Origin of the sequence: Exiguobacterium aestuarii, from assembly GCF_020171655.1 — a bacterium.
GTDB lineage: Bacteria > Bacillota > Bacilli > Exiguobacteriales > Exiguobacteriaceae > Exiguobacterium > Exiguobacterium aestuarii_A.
The window spans coordinates 1-16,954 of record NZ_JAIVAC010000001.1; the positions used below are offsets into that span (position 1 = coordinate 1).

13 protein-coding genes and 14 tRNA genes are annotated in these 16,954 nt (G+C 46.7%); 25 read left to right on the top strand and 2 right to left on the bottom strand.

Annotation, left to right across the window (positions count from 1 at the left end; genetic code table 11):
* The first annotated feature begins 44 nt into the window (after positions 1-44).
* From LCM29_RS00005 to LCM29_RS00100, 20 genes are all read left to right on the top strand, one after another.
* Positions 45-119 (top strand) — tRNA-Asn (locus LCM29_RS00005).
* An 11-nt stretch (positions 120-130) separates the two neighbouring features.
* Positions 131-221: transfer RNA gene (locus LCM29_RS00010), tRNA-Ser, on the top strand.
* Positions 222-241: 20 nt separating this feature from the next.
* Positions 242-316: transfer RNA gene (locus LCM29_RS00015), tRNA-Glu, on the top strand.
* Positions 317-332: 16 nt separating this feature from the next.
* Positions 333-406 (top strand) — tRNA-Met (locus LCM29_RS00020).
* Between the two features lie 9 nt (positions 407-415).
* A tRNA-Asp gene (locus LCM29_RS00025) sits at positions 416-491 on the top strand.
* A 31-nt stretch (positions 492-522) separates the two neighbouring features.
* Positions 523-598 (top strand) — tRNA-Phe (locus tag LCM29_RS00030).
* 5 nt (positions 599-603) lie between these two features.
* A tRNA-Tyr gene (locus LCM29_RS00035) sits at positions 604-687 on the top strand.
* Between the two features lie 3 nt (positions 688-690).
* Positions 691-761 (top strand) — tRNA-Trp (locus LCM29_RS00040).
* A 16-nt stretch (positions 762-777) separates the two neighbouring features.
* Positions 778-853, top strand: a tRNA-His gene (locus LCM29_RS00045).
* A gap of 7 nt (positions 854-860) precedes the next feature.
* Positions 861-935, top strand: a tRNA-Gln gene (locus LCM29_RS00050).
* A gap of 4 nt (positions 936-939) precedes the next feature.
* Positions 940-1,014, top strand: a tRNA-Gly gene (locus LCM29_RS00055).
* Between the two features lie 10 nt (positions 1,015-1,024).
* A tRNA-Cys gene (locus LCM29_RS00060) sits at positions 1,025-1,098 on the top strand.
* Positions 1,099-1,107: 9 nt separating this feature from the next.
* Positions 1,108-1,188: transfer RNA gene (locus tag LCM29_RS00065), tRNA-Leu, on the top strand.
* 240 nt (positions 1,189-1,428) lie between these two features.
* Positions 1,429-1,899 (top strand): hypothetical protein, encoded by a 471-nt coding sequence (locus LCM29_RS00070; protein WP_224860151.1) that lies wholly within the window; start codon positions 1,429-1,431, stop codon positions 1,897-1,899.
* A gap of 283 nt (positions 1,900-2,182) precedes the next feature.
* Positions 2,183-2,253, top strand: a tRNA-Gly gene (locus LCM29_RS00075).
* A gap of 67 nt (positions 2,254-2,320) precedes the next feature.
* On the top strand, positions 2,321-3,469 hold the full coding sequence (gene queG / locus LCM29_RS00080) for a tRNA epoxyqueuosine(34) reductase QueG (protein ID WP_224860154.1): 1,149 nt from the start codon (positions 2,321-2,323) through the stop codon (positions 3,467-3,469).
* The gene (locus tag LCM29_RS00085) at positions 3,450-3,890 is read left to right on the top strand and encodes a methylated-DNA--[protein]-cysteine S-methyltransferase (protein WP_224860157.1); all 441 of its coding nucleotides are present in this window, start codon (positions 3,450-3,452) and stop codon (positions 3,888-3,890) included. The genes queG and LCM29_RS00085 overlap by 20 nt, the downstream gene beginning before the upstream one ends.
* Positions 3,891-3,902: 12 nt before the next feature.
* Positions 3,903-4,376, top strand: a complete 474-nt coding sequence (gene trmL / locus LCM29_RS00090; protein WP_026826698.1) for a tRNA (uridine(34)/cytosine(34)/5-carboxymethylaminomethyluridine(34)-2'-O)-methyltransferase TrmL — start codon at positions 3,903-3,905, stop codon at positions 4,374-4,376.
* 228 nt (positions 4,377-4,604) lie between these two features.
* Positions 4,605-5,162 carry a DUF5366 family protein gene (locus tag LCM29_RS00095; RefSeq protein WP_074032604.1) on the top strand — a complete coding sequence of 186 codons (558 nt, stop codon included), beginning with the start codon at positions 4,605-4,607 and terminating at the stop codon, positions 5,160-5,162.
* Positions 5,159-6,034, top strand: coding sequence for a hypothetical protein (locus LCM29_RS00100; RefSeq protein WP_224860160.1), 876 nt, complete (start codon positions 5,159-5,161; stop codon positions 6,032-6,034). The genes LCM29_RS00095 and LCM29_RS00100 overlap by 4 nt, the downstream gene beginning before the upstream one ends.
* Before the next feature lie 47 nt (positions 6,035-6,081).
* Here the strand turns inward: LCM29_RS00100 and LCM29_RS00105 are convergent, their stop codons facing one another.
* Entirely contained in the window at positions 6,082-7,869 is a 1,788-nt protein-coding gene (locus LCM29_RS00105; protein WP_224860164.1) for a transglycosylase domain-containing protein, read from the bottom strand.
* Positions 7,870-8,023: 154 nt separating this feature from the next.
* Here LCM29_RS00105 and LCM29_RS00110 point away from each other — a divergent pair, with 154 nt between their 5' ends.
* The 4 genes from LCM29_RS00110 to LCM29_RS00125 are packed head-to-tail and all read left to right on the top strand — an operon-like array spanning position 8,024 to position 14,212.
* Positions 8,024-9,178, top strand: coding sequence for a glucose-1-phosphate adenylyltransferase (locus tag LCM29_RS00110; protein ID WP_224860166.1), 1,155 nt, complete (start codon positions 8,024-8,026; stop codon positions 9,176-9,178).
* Positions 9,120-10,313: a glucose-1-phosphate adenylyltransferase subunit GlgD gene (glgD, locus tag LCM29_RS00115; RefSeq protein WP_224860168.1), complete on the top strand. Its 1,194-nt coding sequence runs from the start codon at positions 9,120-9,122 to the stop codon at positions 10,311-10,313. Before LCM29_RS00110 ends, glgD begins: the two co-directional genes overlap by 59 nt.
* Positions 10,314-10,323: 10 nt before the next feature.
* Positions 10,324-11,757 carry a glycogen synthase GlgA gene (gene glgA / locus LCM29_RS00120; protein ID WP_224860170.1) on the top strand — a complete coding sequence of 478 codons (1,434 nt, stop codon included), beginning with the start codon at positions 10,324-10,326 and terminating at the stop codon, positions 11,755-11,757.
* 22 nt (positions 11,758-11,779) lie between these two features.
* Positions 11,780-14,212: a glycogen/starch/alpha-glucan phosphorylase gene (locus LCM29_RS00125; protein WP_224860172.1), complete on the top strand. Its 2,433-nt coding sequence runs from the start codon at positions 11,780-11,782 to the stop codon at positions 14,210-14,212.
* Positions 14,213-14,265: 53 nt separating this feature from the next.
* On the opposite strand, the gene LCM29_RS00130 is transcribed toward LCM29_RS00125, so the two are convergent.
* Positions 14,266-15,081: a sulfurtransferase gene (locus LCM29_RS00130; protein WP_074032609.1), complete on the bottom strand. Its 816-nt coding sequence runs from the start codon at positions 15,079-15,081 to the stop codon at positions 14,266-14,268.
* Between the two features lie 100 nt (positions 15,082-15,181).
* Between LCM29_RS00130 and LCM29_RS00135 the strand changes: the two genes are divergently transcribed.
* Positions 15,182-16,909, top strand: coding sequence for a phospho-sugar mutase (locus tag LCM29_RS00135; protein ID WP_224860174.1), 1,728 nt, complete (start codon positions 15,182-15,184; stop codon positions 16,907-16,909).
* Positions 16,910-16,954 lie beyond the last annotated feature (45 nt).

Genomic DNA, 16,954 nt, shown 5'->3' on the forward strand with positions numbered 1-16,954 from the left:
GGGATCTCCCCCTGTGAGGATAGGACGTTGCCAGGCAAGATCGTTCCGCAATAGCTCAGTGGTAGAGCAACCGGCTGTTAACCGGTAGGTCGTAGGTTCAAATCCTACTTGCGGAGCCACTTTCTCTTTTGGAGAGCTGTCCGAGTGGCCGAAGGAGCACGATTGGAATTCGTGTAGGCGGCAAAACCGTCTCAAGGGTTCGAATCCCTTGCTCTCCGCCAGTTTTTCAAAATCTAAACATGGCCCGTTGGTCAAGCGGTTAAGACACCGCCCTTTCACGGCGGTAACACGGGTTCGAATCCCGTACGGGTCACCATTTAATTTTATATCGTCGCGGGGTGGAGCAGTCTGGTAGCTCGTCGGGCTCATAACCCGAAGGTCGTCGGTTCAAATCCGGCCCCCGCAATTAATGTCCGGTCTCGTGGTGTAGGGGTTAACATGCCTGCCTGTCACGCAGGAGATCGCGGGTTCGAATCCCGTCGAGACCGCCATTTTTATTTTTAGAAAATCAAGACTACATATGGCTTTGTAGCTCAGTTGGTAGAGCAAAGGACTGAAAATCCTTGTGTCGGCGGTTCGATTCCGTCCAAAGCCACCATATGTGGGGGGGTAGCGAAGTGGCTAAACGCGGCGGACTGTAAATCCGCTCCCTCGGGTTCGGCGGTTCGAATCCGCCCCCCCCCACCACTTAGGGGCATAGTTTAGCGGTAGAACTACGGTCTCCAAAACCGTCAGCGCGGGTTCGATTCCTGCTGCCCCTGTTTTAATTTAATCATGGCGATTGTGGCGAAGTGGTTAACGCACCGGATTGTGATTCCGGCATTCGAGGGTTCAATTCCCTTCAGTCGCCCCATTATTATTGGGCTGTAGCCAAGTGGTAAGGCATCGGATTTTGATTCCGACATGCGAAGGTTCGATCCCTTCCAGCCCAGCCATTTTGCGGAAGTAGTTCAGTGGTAGAATACGACCTTGCCAAGGTCGGGGTCGCGGGTTCGAATCCCGTCTTCCGCTCCAATGACTTTTTGGCGCCATAGCCAAGTGGTAAGGCAGAGGACTGCAACTCCTCTATCGTCGGTTCGATTCCGACTGGCGCCTCCAACATAATATGCCGGTGTGGCGGAATTGGTAGACGCGCACGACTCAAAATCGTGTTCCTCTGGAGTGTCGGTTCGACTCCGACCACCGGTATCCGTATGACTCTAACTGAGGTTAGGGTCTTTTTTTATTTCAATTTCATATTTATTCCATATTGATTTGTAAATCAATGTAATTTAAAGTAAGTCATATAAAGCGATAAAAATTATTTTTGTAAAAAGGAAAAAGAGTTTTATTTTTGTGACTAACTATTAATAGTTAGTCATATAATTTATGAAGAAAAATATTACATCAGGAAAAGCTATAGAAAAACTAAGTCATGGGGGTGCAGTTTTGAAATCAGGAATAACGTACAGTGAAAACTCTATTGTTTTGTCAGTTGCTGCTGGACAAACAATTCATTTAATCGAAAAATGCTTTGTACATGCTCATCCTATCTCGAATGGATATAATTATTCACCTACGAAATATATAACATTCCGTCAAGCAAATGGTGGTGTAATGAACAAAATTTACACTATTGATCGAACGTTCCCTATCGAGATGAAAAATTGGGAAAGGGAAATTAATCAATTTGATATACCAGAAATCATAAAAAAAGAACTCACAATTTATATAACTAGTCGGTACAAAGACTTTGATTTTGACAAGGCCCCAAAATATAAATTTTATTTATTGCGTTTGCTTTGTGAACTTCCGAATAATCCCCATCCTCCATCAAATAATGCAGGAGGATGGTACTATAATTTGAAAGATTTGAAAGAGAGTACTGGGGTCGTAAACACTATAAAAAAATCCAAATAAGTCTGATTGATTGGGATACTTGTCGTGATAGATATTTTATTTGTTGGCGCTAAAGATTCACTAAACCATGATTTAATCATTATTACGTGAATAGTTTACTGAATAATATTATACGGAGAATACACTATTTGTAGTAAGCTGTGAATTATCCAACTATTAAACAATTAAGATATATCAAAATATTTTTTTCAGTGATTTTAGAAAAACTTACGAATACTTGTTGACAGTTTAATGGTATAGGTGTATATTAACTGTAGTCGCTTGAACGACAACAATATTTCATGCGGGTGTAGTTTAATGGTAAAACCTCAGCCTTCCAAGCTGATGACGAGAGTTCGATTCTCTTCACCCGCTTCATATCTCTCTGCCGAGTGGCGGAGAGATTTTTTGTATGCGAAAATATATAGAGGAGGTGAACGGAATGGACCCGTACACATTAAAACAACAAATCCTCGAGTATGCCGAAACCATCGGAATCGATGAGTTGAAAGTGACGACGGCTGATCCGTTCATCGTCATGAAACAGCGACTCATTCGACAGCAAGAGAAAGGGTTTGCCTCTGGGTTTGAAGAGCCCGACCTAGAGAAGCGTACAAACCCGGAACTCTTACTCGAAGAAGCCCAGTCAATCATTGCGATTGCGATTGCCTATCCAAGTAAGTTGAAAGACGCACCCCGTAGTGTCGCTGGAGAGAGGCGAGGGCTATTTGCCCGAGCCTCGTGGGGACTGGATTACCATCGCGCCGTCGGCAATCGATTAGAGCAGCTTCAAACGTACATTGAAGAGTTGGTTCCTGGAGTGCGTACGCGCTCGATGGTCGACACGGGTGAGCTCGTAGACCGGGCCGTCGCCGAACGTGCCGGAATCGGCTTCAGCGGAAAAAACTGCTCCATCATCTCACCTGAGAAGGGATCGTACTTATATTTGGGGGAAATGATTTTAGACGTTTACTTGCCTCCGGATGAAGCGATTGAAGATGGATGTGGCGACTGTGATAAGTGTATGACGGCATGTCCGACAACGGCCCTTGTGGAACCAGGTGTACTGGATGCGAAACGTTGCATTGCCTATTTGACACAAATGAAAACGTTGATGCCACGAGAGTTTCGTTCGAAGCTCGGAGGTCGCTTATACGGATGTGATACGTGCCAGCAAGTTTGCCCGTACAACCGTAAAAAGGATTGGCGTCACCACGAAGAATTGTTGCCGGAAGCAGAAATCGTCAAACCGCTGTTAGAGCCGCTCTTGACATTGAGTAACCGAGAGTTCAAACAAAAATTCGGACATTTATCTGGCGCATGGCGTGGAAAGAAACCGATTCAGCGAAATGCGATCTTGGCGCTTGCACATTATCGGGAACCATCTGCAATCCCGATTTTACGTGAATTCATCCAAAACGATGAACGTGAAGACATGCGAGCGACTGCAGTATGGGCGATCGGTGCGATTCTTGGTCCCGATGCCGAATCGATTTTTGAAGAAATTGAACGAAAAGAAGTGTCTGATATGGTACATGAAGAGATTCGTATCTATCGAGAGGAGTGGGCACATGAAGATCGTGTCGTCTAAATGGGGACCGTTAGCGTATGAATTAAACGCAGCGGGCAAACTGACAGCTCTTGAGTTCACCACACATGAACCGTCAGAAGAAGCCCCTGACTGGTTACAACATCTCATGTTGCGCGTTGAGCAGCATGGATTCCATGAATCAGATCGTGCCTACATCGAAATGAAGGGAACACCATTTCAACAGGAAGTATGGGATGCGTTGTTGACGATTCCATATGGTGAGACACGGACATATAAACAAATTGCAGAACAAATCGGTCGGCCGAAAGCTGTTCGTGCCGTCGGCCAAGCGCTCAACCGAAATCCGTTACCGATTTTATTTCCGTGTCATCGGGTGATTGGAAGCAGTGGGAAGCTTGTCGGCTTTGCAGGAGGGTTGTCTGAAAAGCAACGCCTACTTGAATTTGAAATGAAAAAGTGAGGGAAATGAACTATGGCGATTCATGTCGTAATGTTTCAACCAGAAATACCAGCAAATACAGGGAACGTCTCACGTACGTGTGCGGCGACAAACTCGGTTCTTCATTTGATTCGTCCGCTCGGTTTCTCGACAGACGATAAAATGTTGAAGCGTGCAGGGTTAGATTATTGGCAGTTTGTCGATGTACGTTATCATGATTCGTTAGAAGAATTGTGGGAGAAGCATCCGGACGGACAGTTCTTTTATATCACGAAGTATGGGGAACAATATCCGAGTGATTTAGACGTTTCGGACGTAGAAGGCGACTATTTCTTTGTATTCGGTCGTGAAACGAAAGGATTACCGATGGAAGTGATTGAGAACAACTTAGACCGTTGTATCCGTCTTCCACAATCGAACCTCGTCCGTTCATTGAACGTGTCGAATACAGCTGCCATCATTGTATATGAGGCTCTACGCCAACAGGGATATGCAGGGTTGAAATAAAAAAAGAGCCGGATTCTTACGAATCCCGGCTCTTATTCGTTACCCTCAGGTTTACGGTTATATCCAGCTGTCAAAATCGCTGCGAGGAAGACGACGCTGATTCCAACCATCAATAATAGGCCCATCCAAAAATCCCCCTTTTAATCTCCATAACTATAAATAGTATAATATACTTGGTAGTAGAATTGCACTGAATATAAGAAATTACTGTGAAATTGGAGAAGGAACATGAAAACAAATGTGTACTTACTGAGCTATGCCCCACTCATCGGAATTATTTTGTTTTCCATGTCACTTGCGATTGCGACGTCCGAGTATGTGATCCAGTGGCTGAATCAAATTGGCGTATATAGTGAAATCATCGAACTGTTATCCGTGCAAGAAACGAAAGTATTCGTACTTGTCGTGTTCTTCACCATCTTCTTTATGTTGTTTAGTGCACTCAAACTGGTCGCCGATACGTTCAATCAACTCGGCTTCGCTTTTTTTGCGCGAGAAACAAACGGGACGTCACTCCATCGGCTTAAACCTGGGGCGATTATTTTCCTCATTGGTTCTGGGATCAGTTTTCTGTTTCTCAATACATTACTTGCCGTCATGGCCGTCCTCGTCTGTACGTTATTGATGTATCTCTTTTACTACGTCTGGCAAGTGAGTCAATCGATGTCCGTTCCCCGAGCGATCGGCTTGTTGCTCATGCAAGGTGTCATGTGGGCGACATTGATCAGTGGATTAGGATGGTCGATTCTGCGGCTGTTTAACTCTGTCGGGGACATCATCTTATGAGAGAGAAATTTGAGCCGACGTTTGATGAAATAGAGGCGTGGTGTCAGACATTTGTTCCAAAAGAAACGTTGTACTGGATCGATTCTACTTTCTTTGAAGAATTGCCGAGTAGTGTCCTCATTTTACCGAGAGGAGAGTTTTCCCATCACCCCGCTTATAAAAATCCGCATCTTTCGAATGCCTATCTGACATGGATGATGGGGGAAGGCGTCACACATGTTGTCCATGCCCCGTCAAACGCGATTGATGGTTTACGACATGACGTCAAGTCGCGTCTTCTTGAATATCAGGTGACGACGAATCGTGGGCTTGTGTTACCTCTTACGGTTGAGCAGCGGAATGAGGTATCCGATGACGCGATCGTGGAGAAGGATGGGCAATCTTTCATCGTCTTAGACGAGTCGAACTGGAACAAGCTTTCGACAGAAACCCGTCATTCGCTTATCTATCGCTATGCGAAAGAATGGGATACGTGGGAAGGGGAACGATGTGATGAACGGACACCAGCACATCTCGTTACATATGCGAACACATTTCCGATATATGAAGGGAGTAACTGTCTGGCAGCGACGTTATTCGCAGCTACACAACATGAGTGGATGATTCACCAGTGGATTCATCCGGAGACATTTCTTCAGACGATTCAGCAGAGCGGTTTTGAAACGGTAACGGATGCTGTTCCGGAAGCAGGTGACGTCCTTACTTTTTGGAACGAACAAGAGCAACTTATTCACGCCAGCTACTGTGTTCGAAAAAACCTATATTTCAACAAGCACGGTCAAGTTCGTTTTAACCCATGGAAACTCATAAATCACGATGAATTATTGAAACACTGGGGAAGCTATCGCATGCGAATCGAACGCAGCGTGTAAGTCATCAAAAAAGAGTCAGCTGATGAAAATCGGCTGACTCTTTTTGATTAATGCGCCTCTGTCCAGATGATTGCCGGGTAAGCACGGTTGGCGAGTTCGGGGAACGGGCGCGGCGTGTCGGCCCCGAGCCAAACCGCGGTGATGGTTTGATCTGTAAGTCCGACGTACCACATATCTTTATTATCGTTTGTTGTCCCTGTCTTTCCTCCGAGGTACTCATAATCACGTTTCACCTTACTCGCGTAACGTCCCGTCCCGTATGTCGTGACGGTCGCTAAAGCCTTTTTCATCGTAGTCATCGTATCGGGAGACCAGACTGCCTCATCGGTCAAGATAGGCGTCAATGCGGGCTCATCCGTTTTGAATGTGATTTGTTTAATCGTATGACCCGACGTATAGACGCCTTTGTTTAAGAATGGTGTGTAGGCGGCCGCAAGCTCTTTCGGAGAGACGCCTTGTGTGAGACCACCGAGCGCGCTCGCCAAGTTCTCGTCCTGTTCATCCCATTGACTGAACATCATATCAGCCGTCTCATAGGCTCGTTGCTGATCGATTGTGGAGAAAGCAGCCAAGGCCGGCGTGTTGTAGGAATAGGCGACCGCATCTTTCAATAACACATCTCCTAACACGCGATTATGACTGTTACCTGGACAATAAGAACCATAGCAAGCTGGTCGTCCATCGAGAACCGTCTCAAGCGTCGCCCCCGTCTCTTCAATGAATGGGGCGAACACGAGAATCGGTTTGATTGCGGACCCCGGTTGACGATAGGCTTGCGTTGCGCGGTTGAATTCACCGACTTGTGTCATTTCCGAATCAACCATCGCCACGATTCGTCCTTGTGGTGTCAGTTCCGTATATCCTCCGTTTAACCCGGATGGCAACTGACTCATCACTTGCTTCGCTTTCGTCTGTTTGGCCGTCGACAGGTACGTCTCGATCGTCGCTTCGTGCGTCGATAAATAGTCTCGTGCTTCGGCATCATCCAAATCGTATCGAGAGCGTACTAACTGAATCGCTTCACGAACAACCGTATCCATATAGTCCGGATATTGAATCGTTTGACTTCGATAAGCGGCTTGCAGTTTCACACCATGATATTGATCATAGGCGCTTTTTGAGATGGCGCCCGCCTCGAATAGTTGTGTCAAAATCCGGTCTTTTCGCTCGAAATAAGCATCTGACGGCTTGAGCGGGTCATACAGTGACGGATTGTTCGGTACTGTCAACAAATAGGCGAGTTGGTTCCAGTTGAGGTCGGCGAGCGGTCTCGAAAAGTATGTATCGGCCGCGGATTGAATACCATAAACATTATGTCCAAAGAAAATAACGTTGCTATAGGCGGTCAAAATTTCTTTTTTGCTATAACTTTTTTCTAATGCTCGTGCAATCAATAATTCTTTCACTTTTCGTTCATATGTCCGTTCGTGAGTTAAATAAACATTTCGCGCGAGCTGTTGGGTGATCGTGCTTCCACCTTGCACAGATGTCTCGTTCGCGTTATTAATAAATGCCCGGGCAATCCCGCTCAAATCATAGCCGGGATGGGCATTGAATTTTCGGTCTTCAATGATCATGATGGCTTCTTGAATGTGTTCAGGTAATGCCTTTGGAGAGACGTCATTTCGGCGACCTGCCAAGTAAATCTGCTGTTCGCCACCATTGTACGCGAGCGTGATCGCATGCTTCGACGAGAGTGGTTGCTCTGATACCAGTTCTTGTCCCCAAGATAAAATTTCATTTGTCTTTTCGATTTCTTCTTTCAAAGCATTCGCAAGCGTCAAAGAAGTCGCCAGTAGTCCTGCGAAAAACAAGATTCCAATCCAAGCTCTCATCGTTTCACCTCTTTCTACTCATTATATCGTCACATTTACGAAAAAATAAAAATGTAAACGTTATCATATAATAATTCGAGAAGGAATACTTTAGGAAAGAGCGAAAAAGGGTAAAAGAGGTTGTATATTACGATTTTGAGGAGGCTTATTATTTATGAAGCAAGAAATGGTTGCGATGCTCCTTGCGGGAGGAGAAGGAAAACGATTAGGGCCTCTCACGCGAAAAACGGCGAAGCCTGCCGTTCATTTTGGCGGAAAGTACCGAATCATCGATTTCCCATTGTCAAACTGCACGAACTCGGGAATTACAACAGTCGGGGTGTTGACGCAATACGAGCCGCTTGAATTGAATCGTTACTTAGGAATTGGGACGGCATGGGATTTAGATCGTCGTAACGGGGGCTTAGCCATTCTCCCACCTTACCAAGCACAGTCGGGGAAAAATTGGTACGAAGGGACAGCGAACGCGATCTATCGTAACTTGAGCTACATCGATGATTACGATCCGGATTACGTTTTGATCCTATCAGGAGACCACATCTACAAGATGGACTACGAGAAGATGCTCGAAGCCCACAAAGAAAAACAAGCCGATGTGACGATCTCCGTCATGGAAGTGCCTTGGGACGAAGCTTCACGTTTCGGGATCTTGAACACGGCGGATGACCTTCGCATCAATGAGTTTGAAGAGAAACCTGAAGATCCAAAGAGTAACTTGGCGTCGATGGGGATTTATATCTTCAACTGGAGCGTCTTGCGCGAACATTTGATTAAAGATGCGGAAGATGAAACATCAAGCTTTGACTTCGGAAAGAACATTATTCCAAACACGCTTCTCCAAGGGCTTGATGTTTTCGCCTATAAATTTAAAGGCTACTGGAAAGACGTTGGAACGATTCAATCGCTTTGGGAAGCAAATATGGACCTTCTTGAGGAAGAACCACCATTCGATTTATATGACCCGAACTGGAAAATCTATTCGGTTAACCCGAATCAGACACCGCAATATATTGGAAAAGATGCATGCGTCGAACAGTCTGTGATCAATGAAGGGTGTCATATTGAAGGAGAAGTACAACATTCGGTTCTATTCTATGACGTTCGTGTCGGCGAAGGATCGCTCGTGAAAGACTCGGTCATCATGCCGGGGGCTAGAATCGGGAAGGATGTAACAATTCACAGAGCCATTGTCGCAAGCTGTGCAGTCATTGAAGACGGCGCGACAGTCGGTGAGCCGGGTGGTGAAATCGTTGTTATTGAACCACACGAAAACATTGAAAGCGGCACCGTCTTCAAACAACGAGTTTGATACGAGTAAAGAGACACGCAAGGAGGCGTTACTGTTGACGAACGATTTATTAGGGGTCATTAACTTAGGCACGGAGCAAGGTCTGTTTCCGGAATTCACAGGTCATCGCAATTTAGCAGCGGTTCCATTTTCGGGACGTTATCGTCTAATTGATTTCACGTTAACGAATATGATTACACAAAACATCAGTCAAGTGGGAATCTTCACGTTAGACAAGTACCGCTCGTTGATGGACCATCTCGGATCAGGAAAAGAATGGGACTTGGACCGTTCACAAGGGGGACTACACATTTTCCCGCCTGCCTTAAAACCTGACGGGGAAGCATATCTCGGTGACTTGGCCAACTTCTCGATGCACCGTGAACATTTCATTCGCAGCAAACAGCCGTATGTCGTTATTACGGGATCGAATGTGTTGACGACAATCGACTATAACGACATGCTCGAACATCACAAGTCGATGGGAGCAGACATCACACTTGCCTATACGACTCACGAACAGAAGTGCGGCTACTGTCGTCCGATTCGCCTTGGTGAGAACGACCGTGTCGTCGGCGTGTCAGAACGCGGCTTTTCACCAGATGATGAGTACGCTTATACAGAAACCATCATCATGTCGAAAAATCTCTTTATGCGTCTCGTCGATGAAGCGACGTCTAAAGGAGAATATGATTTGTTAGATGGTGTTATTCGTCCGCAGCTCCATCGGTTGCATGTTCACGGCTACCATTATGTCGGGAAAATGCAAGTCATTCATTCGGTGCTCTCTTACTATAACGAAAGCATGCGATTGCTTCGTGGGGAAGGAATCATCTATGATTTCCCACATATTTATACAAAGATTAAGCATGAACCACCGACTCGTTATTTGAAAGGTGCGAAAGTGAATGAAGCGCTCGTGGCGAACGGGTGTAAGATTCATGGAGAAGTTCAAAACAGTATTCTCTTCCGTGGTGTTCAAGTGAGTAAGCACGCACGCGTGAAAAACTCAATCATTTCGTCGAAGTCAATTATTGAAGAAGGCGCTGTCGTCGAAAATGCGATTCTTGATAAAGAAGTCGTCGTAAAACGGGGGCAAGTCATCCGAGGTACAATCGACGAACCGATTGTCATCGCAAAACGAACAGTGGTGTGAGGAGGATTTTATGAAAATTTGGTATGTTGCTTCAGAAGCGGCACCGTTCATGAAAACGGGGGGGCTCGCCGACGTTGTCGGTTCGCTCCCTCAAGCGGTGGCGGATTTAGGAGAAGAAGTGAGTGTCGTCATGCCGAAATATGGCTCGATTGCTGCTGAATATGTGGACGAGATGGAGTATTTATTTGACCTCATCGTTCCGGTCGGTTGGCGGAAGCAATTCGGTGCGGTCTTGAAATTAGAGCGAGACGGCATCACGTATTACTTCATCGATAACGAATACTACTTTAAACGTGACGGTGTCTTATATGGGCACTTTGATGATGCGGAACGCTTCGCCTTCTTCTCACGGGCGGTCCTTGAGATGATTGGAAAGATGGAAGAAGTGCCTGATGTCCTTCATTGCCACGACTGGCAGACCGGCATTTTACCGGCCTTTCTACGAATTCACTATCAACATATTGAAGCGTATCAACACATTCGTACGGTCTATACCATCCATAACCTGCAATACCAAGGGATTTTCCCGGAAGAGATTCTCGGTGAACTATTACAATTCGGTCATGAACATTTTACGGCCGAAGGAATTCAACATAACGGTCTTGTCAATTACATGAAAGCTGGAATTGTTCATTCCGATCAAATCACGACCGTCAGCCCCTCATACCGTGACGAAATCATGGAACCGTATTACGGGGAAGGTTTGGACGGGGCACTCCGTCATCGCGCGGTTGACGTTCGAGGGATTTTAAACGGCATCGATTTAGCGACGAACGATCCAAGTACAGATGCGCGAATCGAACAGACGTATAACCTCGATACGTACAAAGAAGGGAAACTTGCGAATAAACGGGCGTTACAAGAACGACTCGGTCTAGAAGTACGAGATGACGTCATGCTCATCGGGTTCGTCAGCCGCCTTGTCGACCAAAAAGGGCTCGATTTAATCAATGGCGTATTTGAAGAACTCGGTCAACTGCCATGCCAATTCGCATTCCTTGGTTCAGGACAACCAGAATATGAAGGAATCGTTCACGAGATGACAGCAGCACATCCAGGGAAAGTGGGCTCTTATATCGGTTTTGACATCGAACTCGCTCACTTGATTTACGCTGGATCGGATGCTTTTTTAATGCCGTCACGTTTTGAGCCGTGTGGACTCAGTCAATTGATTTCGATGCGTTATGGAACGTTACCGATCGTCCGTGAGACGGGTGGACTTCGTGACACGGTTAAGCCATATAACGAATTCACACAGGAAGGGACCGGATTCGGGTTCATGAACTATAATGCTCATGAGATGCTGGCAACGATCGAAAAAGCGATTCGTGTCTTCTATGAGAAAGAAAATTGGCATGCCCTCGTCCATCAGGCGATGACCGCGGACTTTAGCTGGAAACAATCCGCCAAGCAATATCGTGAGTTATATCATTTATTCGCATGAGTGGAAGGAGCTAACTTGATTTATGTTCACAGATAAACAGAGCTTTGTCGACGCGTTTAAAGAACGATTCATCGCATTAAATGGGAAGTCGATCGAGGATGGGACAGAGCAGGAAGTGTATCAAACCTTGGCAACGATGGTGCGCGAACAAGCCATGCCAAAATGGATCCACACGCGAGACCGTCAAGAAGAAAAACATAGTAAACAAGTCATCTACTTCTCGCTTGAATTTCTATTAGGTCGATTCCTGTATAACAACTTGTTGAGTCTCGACGTGTTAGAGCTCGTCAAAGAAGGACTCGAAGATCTTGGATACGACATCACGGACATCACGGAGATCGAGCCAGAACCGGGACTTGGGAACGGGGGACTTGGCCGCTTAGCAGCCTGCTTCCTCGATTCATTGGCCGCGCTCAGTTTACCTGGACACGGAAACGGGATCCGTTACCGCTATGGTCTCTTCAAACAAAAGATTGTTGATGGGTATCAAGTCGAGTTACCGGACAACTGGCTACGTGACGGCAATATGTGGGAGACGAGACGTCAGGATAAAGCGGTCGATATCAATTTCGGTGGCTGGATTGAGATGAAGCAAATCGGAGACCGGTTACGCGTCGTCCATCATCCGGATGAAGTCGTAAGAGCGGTACCTTACGATATGCCGATTATCGGCTATCAAAATGACGTCGTGAATACGTTACGTCTTTGGAACGCGGAGTCGCCGCTTGACGATGAGGCGTATTTAGAGAAAACGAAAGGGACGTACAAAGACTTGTTGCGATACAAACAGTCGATTGCGACCATTTCGGAATTTTTATATCCAGATGATACGACGTATGAAGGAAAAGTACTGCGTTTGAAACAACAGTATTTCTTTGTGTCGGCGGGGATTCAATCGATGCTTGCTTCCTATGTGAAGCGGAATAAGTCGCTCAAACAATTAGGTGACCATTATGCGATTCATATTAACGACACGCACCCGGTTGTTGCGATTCCTGAATTGATGCGAATCTTGATGGATGAGCATGGGTACGGTTGGGACGAGGCGTGGCGCATCACGAAGAGCGTCATGTCGTTCACGAACCATACGCTACTCGCCGAAGCGCTAGAGAAATGGCCGGTCGAGATGTATCAACGGCTATTACCTCGTGTGTATCAAATTATCGAGGAAATCAATCGACGTTTCTGTCGGGATGTGTTGGTCAACTATCCTCATCTGGAATCACATATGGGGGAAATCGCAATCGTATCGAATGAGCACATCAACATGGCCAACTTGGCTGTCGTCGGCTCTCATTCGACGAACGGGGTTGCCCAGATCCATACCGATATTTTAAAACAGCGCGAGATGCGTTACTTATATGAGATGTTCCCACTACGCTTCAACAACAAAACGAACGGGATCACACATCGACGTTGGCTCTTGAAATCGAATCCGCGACTGTCTGACGCGATCACGGAAGCGATTGGACCGTCATGGGTCGAACACCCGAACGACTTGGAAAAGTTGATGGGTGTCTCGAAAGATAAGAGCTTCCAAGAAACCGTGATGGATGTGAAACAACAAAATAAATTTGATTTGGCTGCTTATATCCAGGAGGAGACGGGAGAGGTCGTTGACCCGCATTCCATTTTTGACGTTCAAGTTAAGCGTCTCCACGCCTATAAGCGTCAGCTTTTAAATGCACTTCATATCCATGCGCTTTACTTGAAGATTCAAGCGGATCCAACGTTTACGATGGTTCCTCGTACGTTCATTTTTGGCGCCAAGGCGGCACCGGGGTACTATTACGCGAAGGAAATCATTCGCTACATCAATGCCCTCGCTACGTTGATCAATAAAGATAAGCGGGCGAGCCAATTCATTAAAGTCATCTTCCTTGAGAACTATCGTGTCTCGATGGCGGAACGTATTTTCCCAGGTTCTGACTTGAGCGAACAAATCTCGACAGCGAGCTATGAGGCGTCGGGTACCGGAAACATGAAGTTCATGATGAACGGTGCGTTGACAATCGGGACGTTAGACGGTGCGAATATCGAGATTCGTGACGCGGTCGGAGACGATCATATCTTTATTTTTGGGTTATCCCCACAAGAAGTCATGAACTATAAAAAGTTCGGAGGATACCATGCGGCGGAAATTTATCATGCCCACCAAGAAATTAAAGATGTGGTCGATGGTCTCGTCAACGGTACATTCGATAAGGTCGGCGAATATCAGTTCCAGTCGATTTTCGACTCACTCCTCGTCTATAACGATGATTTCCTCGTATTGAAAGACTTCATCTCCTATATGCGAGCACAGCGACGCGTCGACGAAGTCTTCAGCGACCGTCCGCGTTGGGCAGAGAGCTCAATCGTCAACACGGCAAAATCAGGAATCTTCTCGAGCGACCGTACCATTACGGAATATGCAAACGCAGTCTGGAACATTAAACCGACGAGCGTCAAATAAAGATTATTTTGGAATAGCATTAACTTCGGTGTAAAATGAAAACGATCCACCCGTTACGGGTGGACCTCGTTTTCTGGATAGCTGATCCAGTCAGAATAGGATCCGGGATAAAGTCGAACATCGTCTTTCCCAAGAGCGTGCAGCGCCAGAATATTGACGCAGGCGGTCACGCCGCTACCGCAATAAAAAATTGGATTTTCCACGGTAAGGACGTCTTTATAAAGTTCTTTTAAATCGTGAAAATCTTCTAATGTGCCTAGCTCGGTGATGGCTTCGGCATAAGAACAGAGTAATGCGTTTGGGATATGGCCTGCCTTTTGGTCAATCGGTTCATGTGTCCCGTTAAAGCGATCCTCTGTTCGCGAATCATAGAGTGAACCGCTCGTAGCGGCTTTTACTTCTTCGAGTGTCGCGATCATGTCATCTTGAAAATCTGGGGCATAGTCACTCGCTGGGTAGTTCGGCACGTCGGTCGTGGTCTCACCGCAATAAGTGATGCCGGATTGGATACCGCCTTCTAGGACGACGACCCGTTCGTGACCGGCCCACTTGAAGAGCCACCACGCACGAGCTGCGAATGGGAAGCCATCATCATAAATGACGACCAAATCTTCTTTTTTCAAGCCGATGCGACGGAGTGTTGCCGTCCACGCTTCTTTTGAAGGAAGCGGGTGACGTCCGCCATGTTCGCCGAGCGGACCGGACAAGTCTTCCATCAAATCGAGAAAGACGGCGTTCGGAAGGTGTCCCTTTCGGTAGACATATTTACCATAGGACGCGTCGTTTAGCGAATATCGGCAATCGATGAAACGAATCGAGTTCGTATGCACGATTTGTTTTAATTCTTGGGCACGCATTGTTGGAAACATTAATATCACCTCGAGGTTTCGTTACTCTCATCGTATACAAGATGGAAGCAATTGGCGAGTACTTCGATTGAATTTTTTGAGGGTGAAAGGGGAATGAATCATGACATGGCAACAAACGTATGACCGTTGGAATCAATTTGAAGGACTTGAGCCGCATTTACGAGCGGAACTTGAGGAACTCGCAAAAGATGAGACAACGTTAGAAGACGCATTTTATAAGACGCTTGAGTTCGGGACAGGCGGAATGCGCGGAGAAATCGGACCGGGTGCGAACCGAATGAACGTATACACGATTCGAAAAGCGTCACAAGGCTTTGCTGACTTTATCGCAGCTTCGGGAGAAGAAGCGAAACGTCACGGCGTCGTGATCGCCCATGATTCGCGCCACTTTTCACCAGAGTTTGCATTAGAGGCGGCACGGACGCTTGCGTCAAACGGAATCAAGACATACTTGTTCCCAAGTTTGCGCGCCACACCGGAACTCTCGTTTGCCGTACGTCACTTGAATGCGTTCGGTGGTATTGTCATCACGGCGAGTCATAACCCGCCTGAATACAACGGGTTCAAAGTGTATGGGGCAGACGGTGGACAGCTTCCGCCAGCAGAAGCAGATGAACTCGTCAGTTACGTCAATGCGATTGAAGATGAGTTGAAGATTGATATCGAAGATGAGGCGGCGCTTCGTCAAACAGGACTACTCGTCACAGTGGACCCATCTGTCGATGAAGCGTATATGGAAGCACTCCAGTCGATTCGGATTCATCGTGACGTACAGGACAGTCCCCTTCAAATCGTGTATTCGCCACTCCATGGGACGGGACGCCGTCCGGTCATGGAAGGATTGAAAGCGTATGGGTTTGACCATGTGACGATTGTAGAGGAGCAAGCAGAACCAGATGGTGCTTTCCCAACCGTCAGTTATCCGAATCCAGAAGAAAAAGCTGCGTTTAAACTGGCGATGGAATATGGGGATCGTGTCGGGGCCGATTTGCTCATGGCGACCGACCCGGATGCAGACCGTGTCGGCTTGACAGTACGTGGACGTGACGGGGAATGGTTCGTCTTGACTGGTAACCAGACAGGTGCGCTCTTGATGGATTATATCTTGTCACAGAAGAGTGAGACGGGAACACTCCCATCGAACGGTTTCGTCGCCAAGACGATTGTCACGTCAGAACTCGGGGCTGCGATTGCGAAAGCATACGGCGTGCATCTTGAGAACACGTTGACAGGATTCAAGTTCATCGGTGAGAAAATCAAGCAATATGAAGAATCAGGCGAATATGAATTCCTCTTTGGCTATGAAGAAAGCTACGGTTATTTGATTGGTGACTTCTGCCGTGACAAAGATGCTGTCCAGGCTTGCTTACTCGCAGCGGAGATGGCGGCATATCATAAACAGCATGGCCGTACGCTTTATGATGCTTTGCAGTCGATTTATGAGAAGTACGGTTTCTATGAAGAGTCATTACAGTCGATGACGTTGAAAGGGAAAGCCGGTCTCGAACAAATCGGGCGTATGATGGAAGCGTTCCGTGCCAATCCACCGAAAGAAGTCGGGGGATATGAAGTCGTGCGTTTCGAGGACTATAAGAAGCAAGTGGCGACTGACTTACGGACGAACACGTCTGAAGCGATCGAATTGCCATCATCGAACGTATTGAAATTCGTCTTTGCCGACGGGTCTTGGTTCTGCCTTCGCCCATCTGGCACAGAACCGAAAATCAAGTTTTACTTTAGTGTGCATGCGGATCGCGCCGAGAAGACGACAGCGAAACGTGAAGCGATTGAAGCGGACGTCATGAAACAGGCGAAAGCCATCGATTGATGAGAGACATCACTCTAGCGATAGGGTGATGTTTTTTGTTTGACA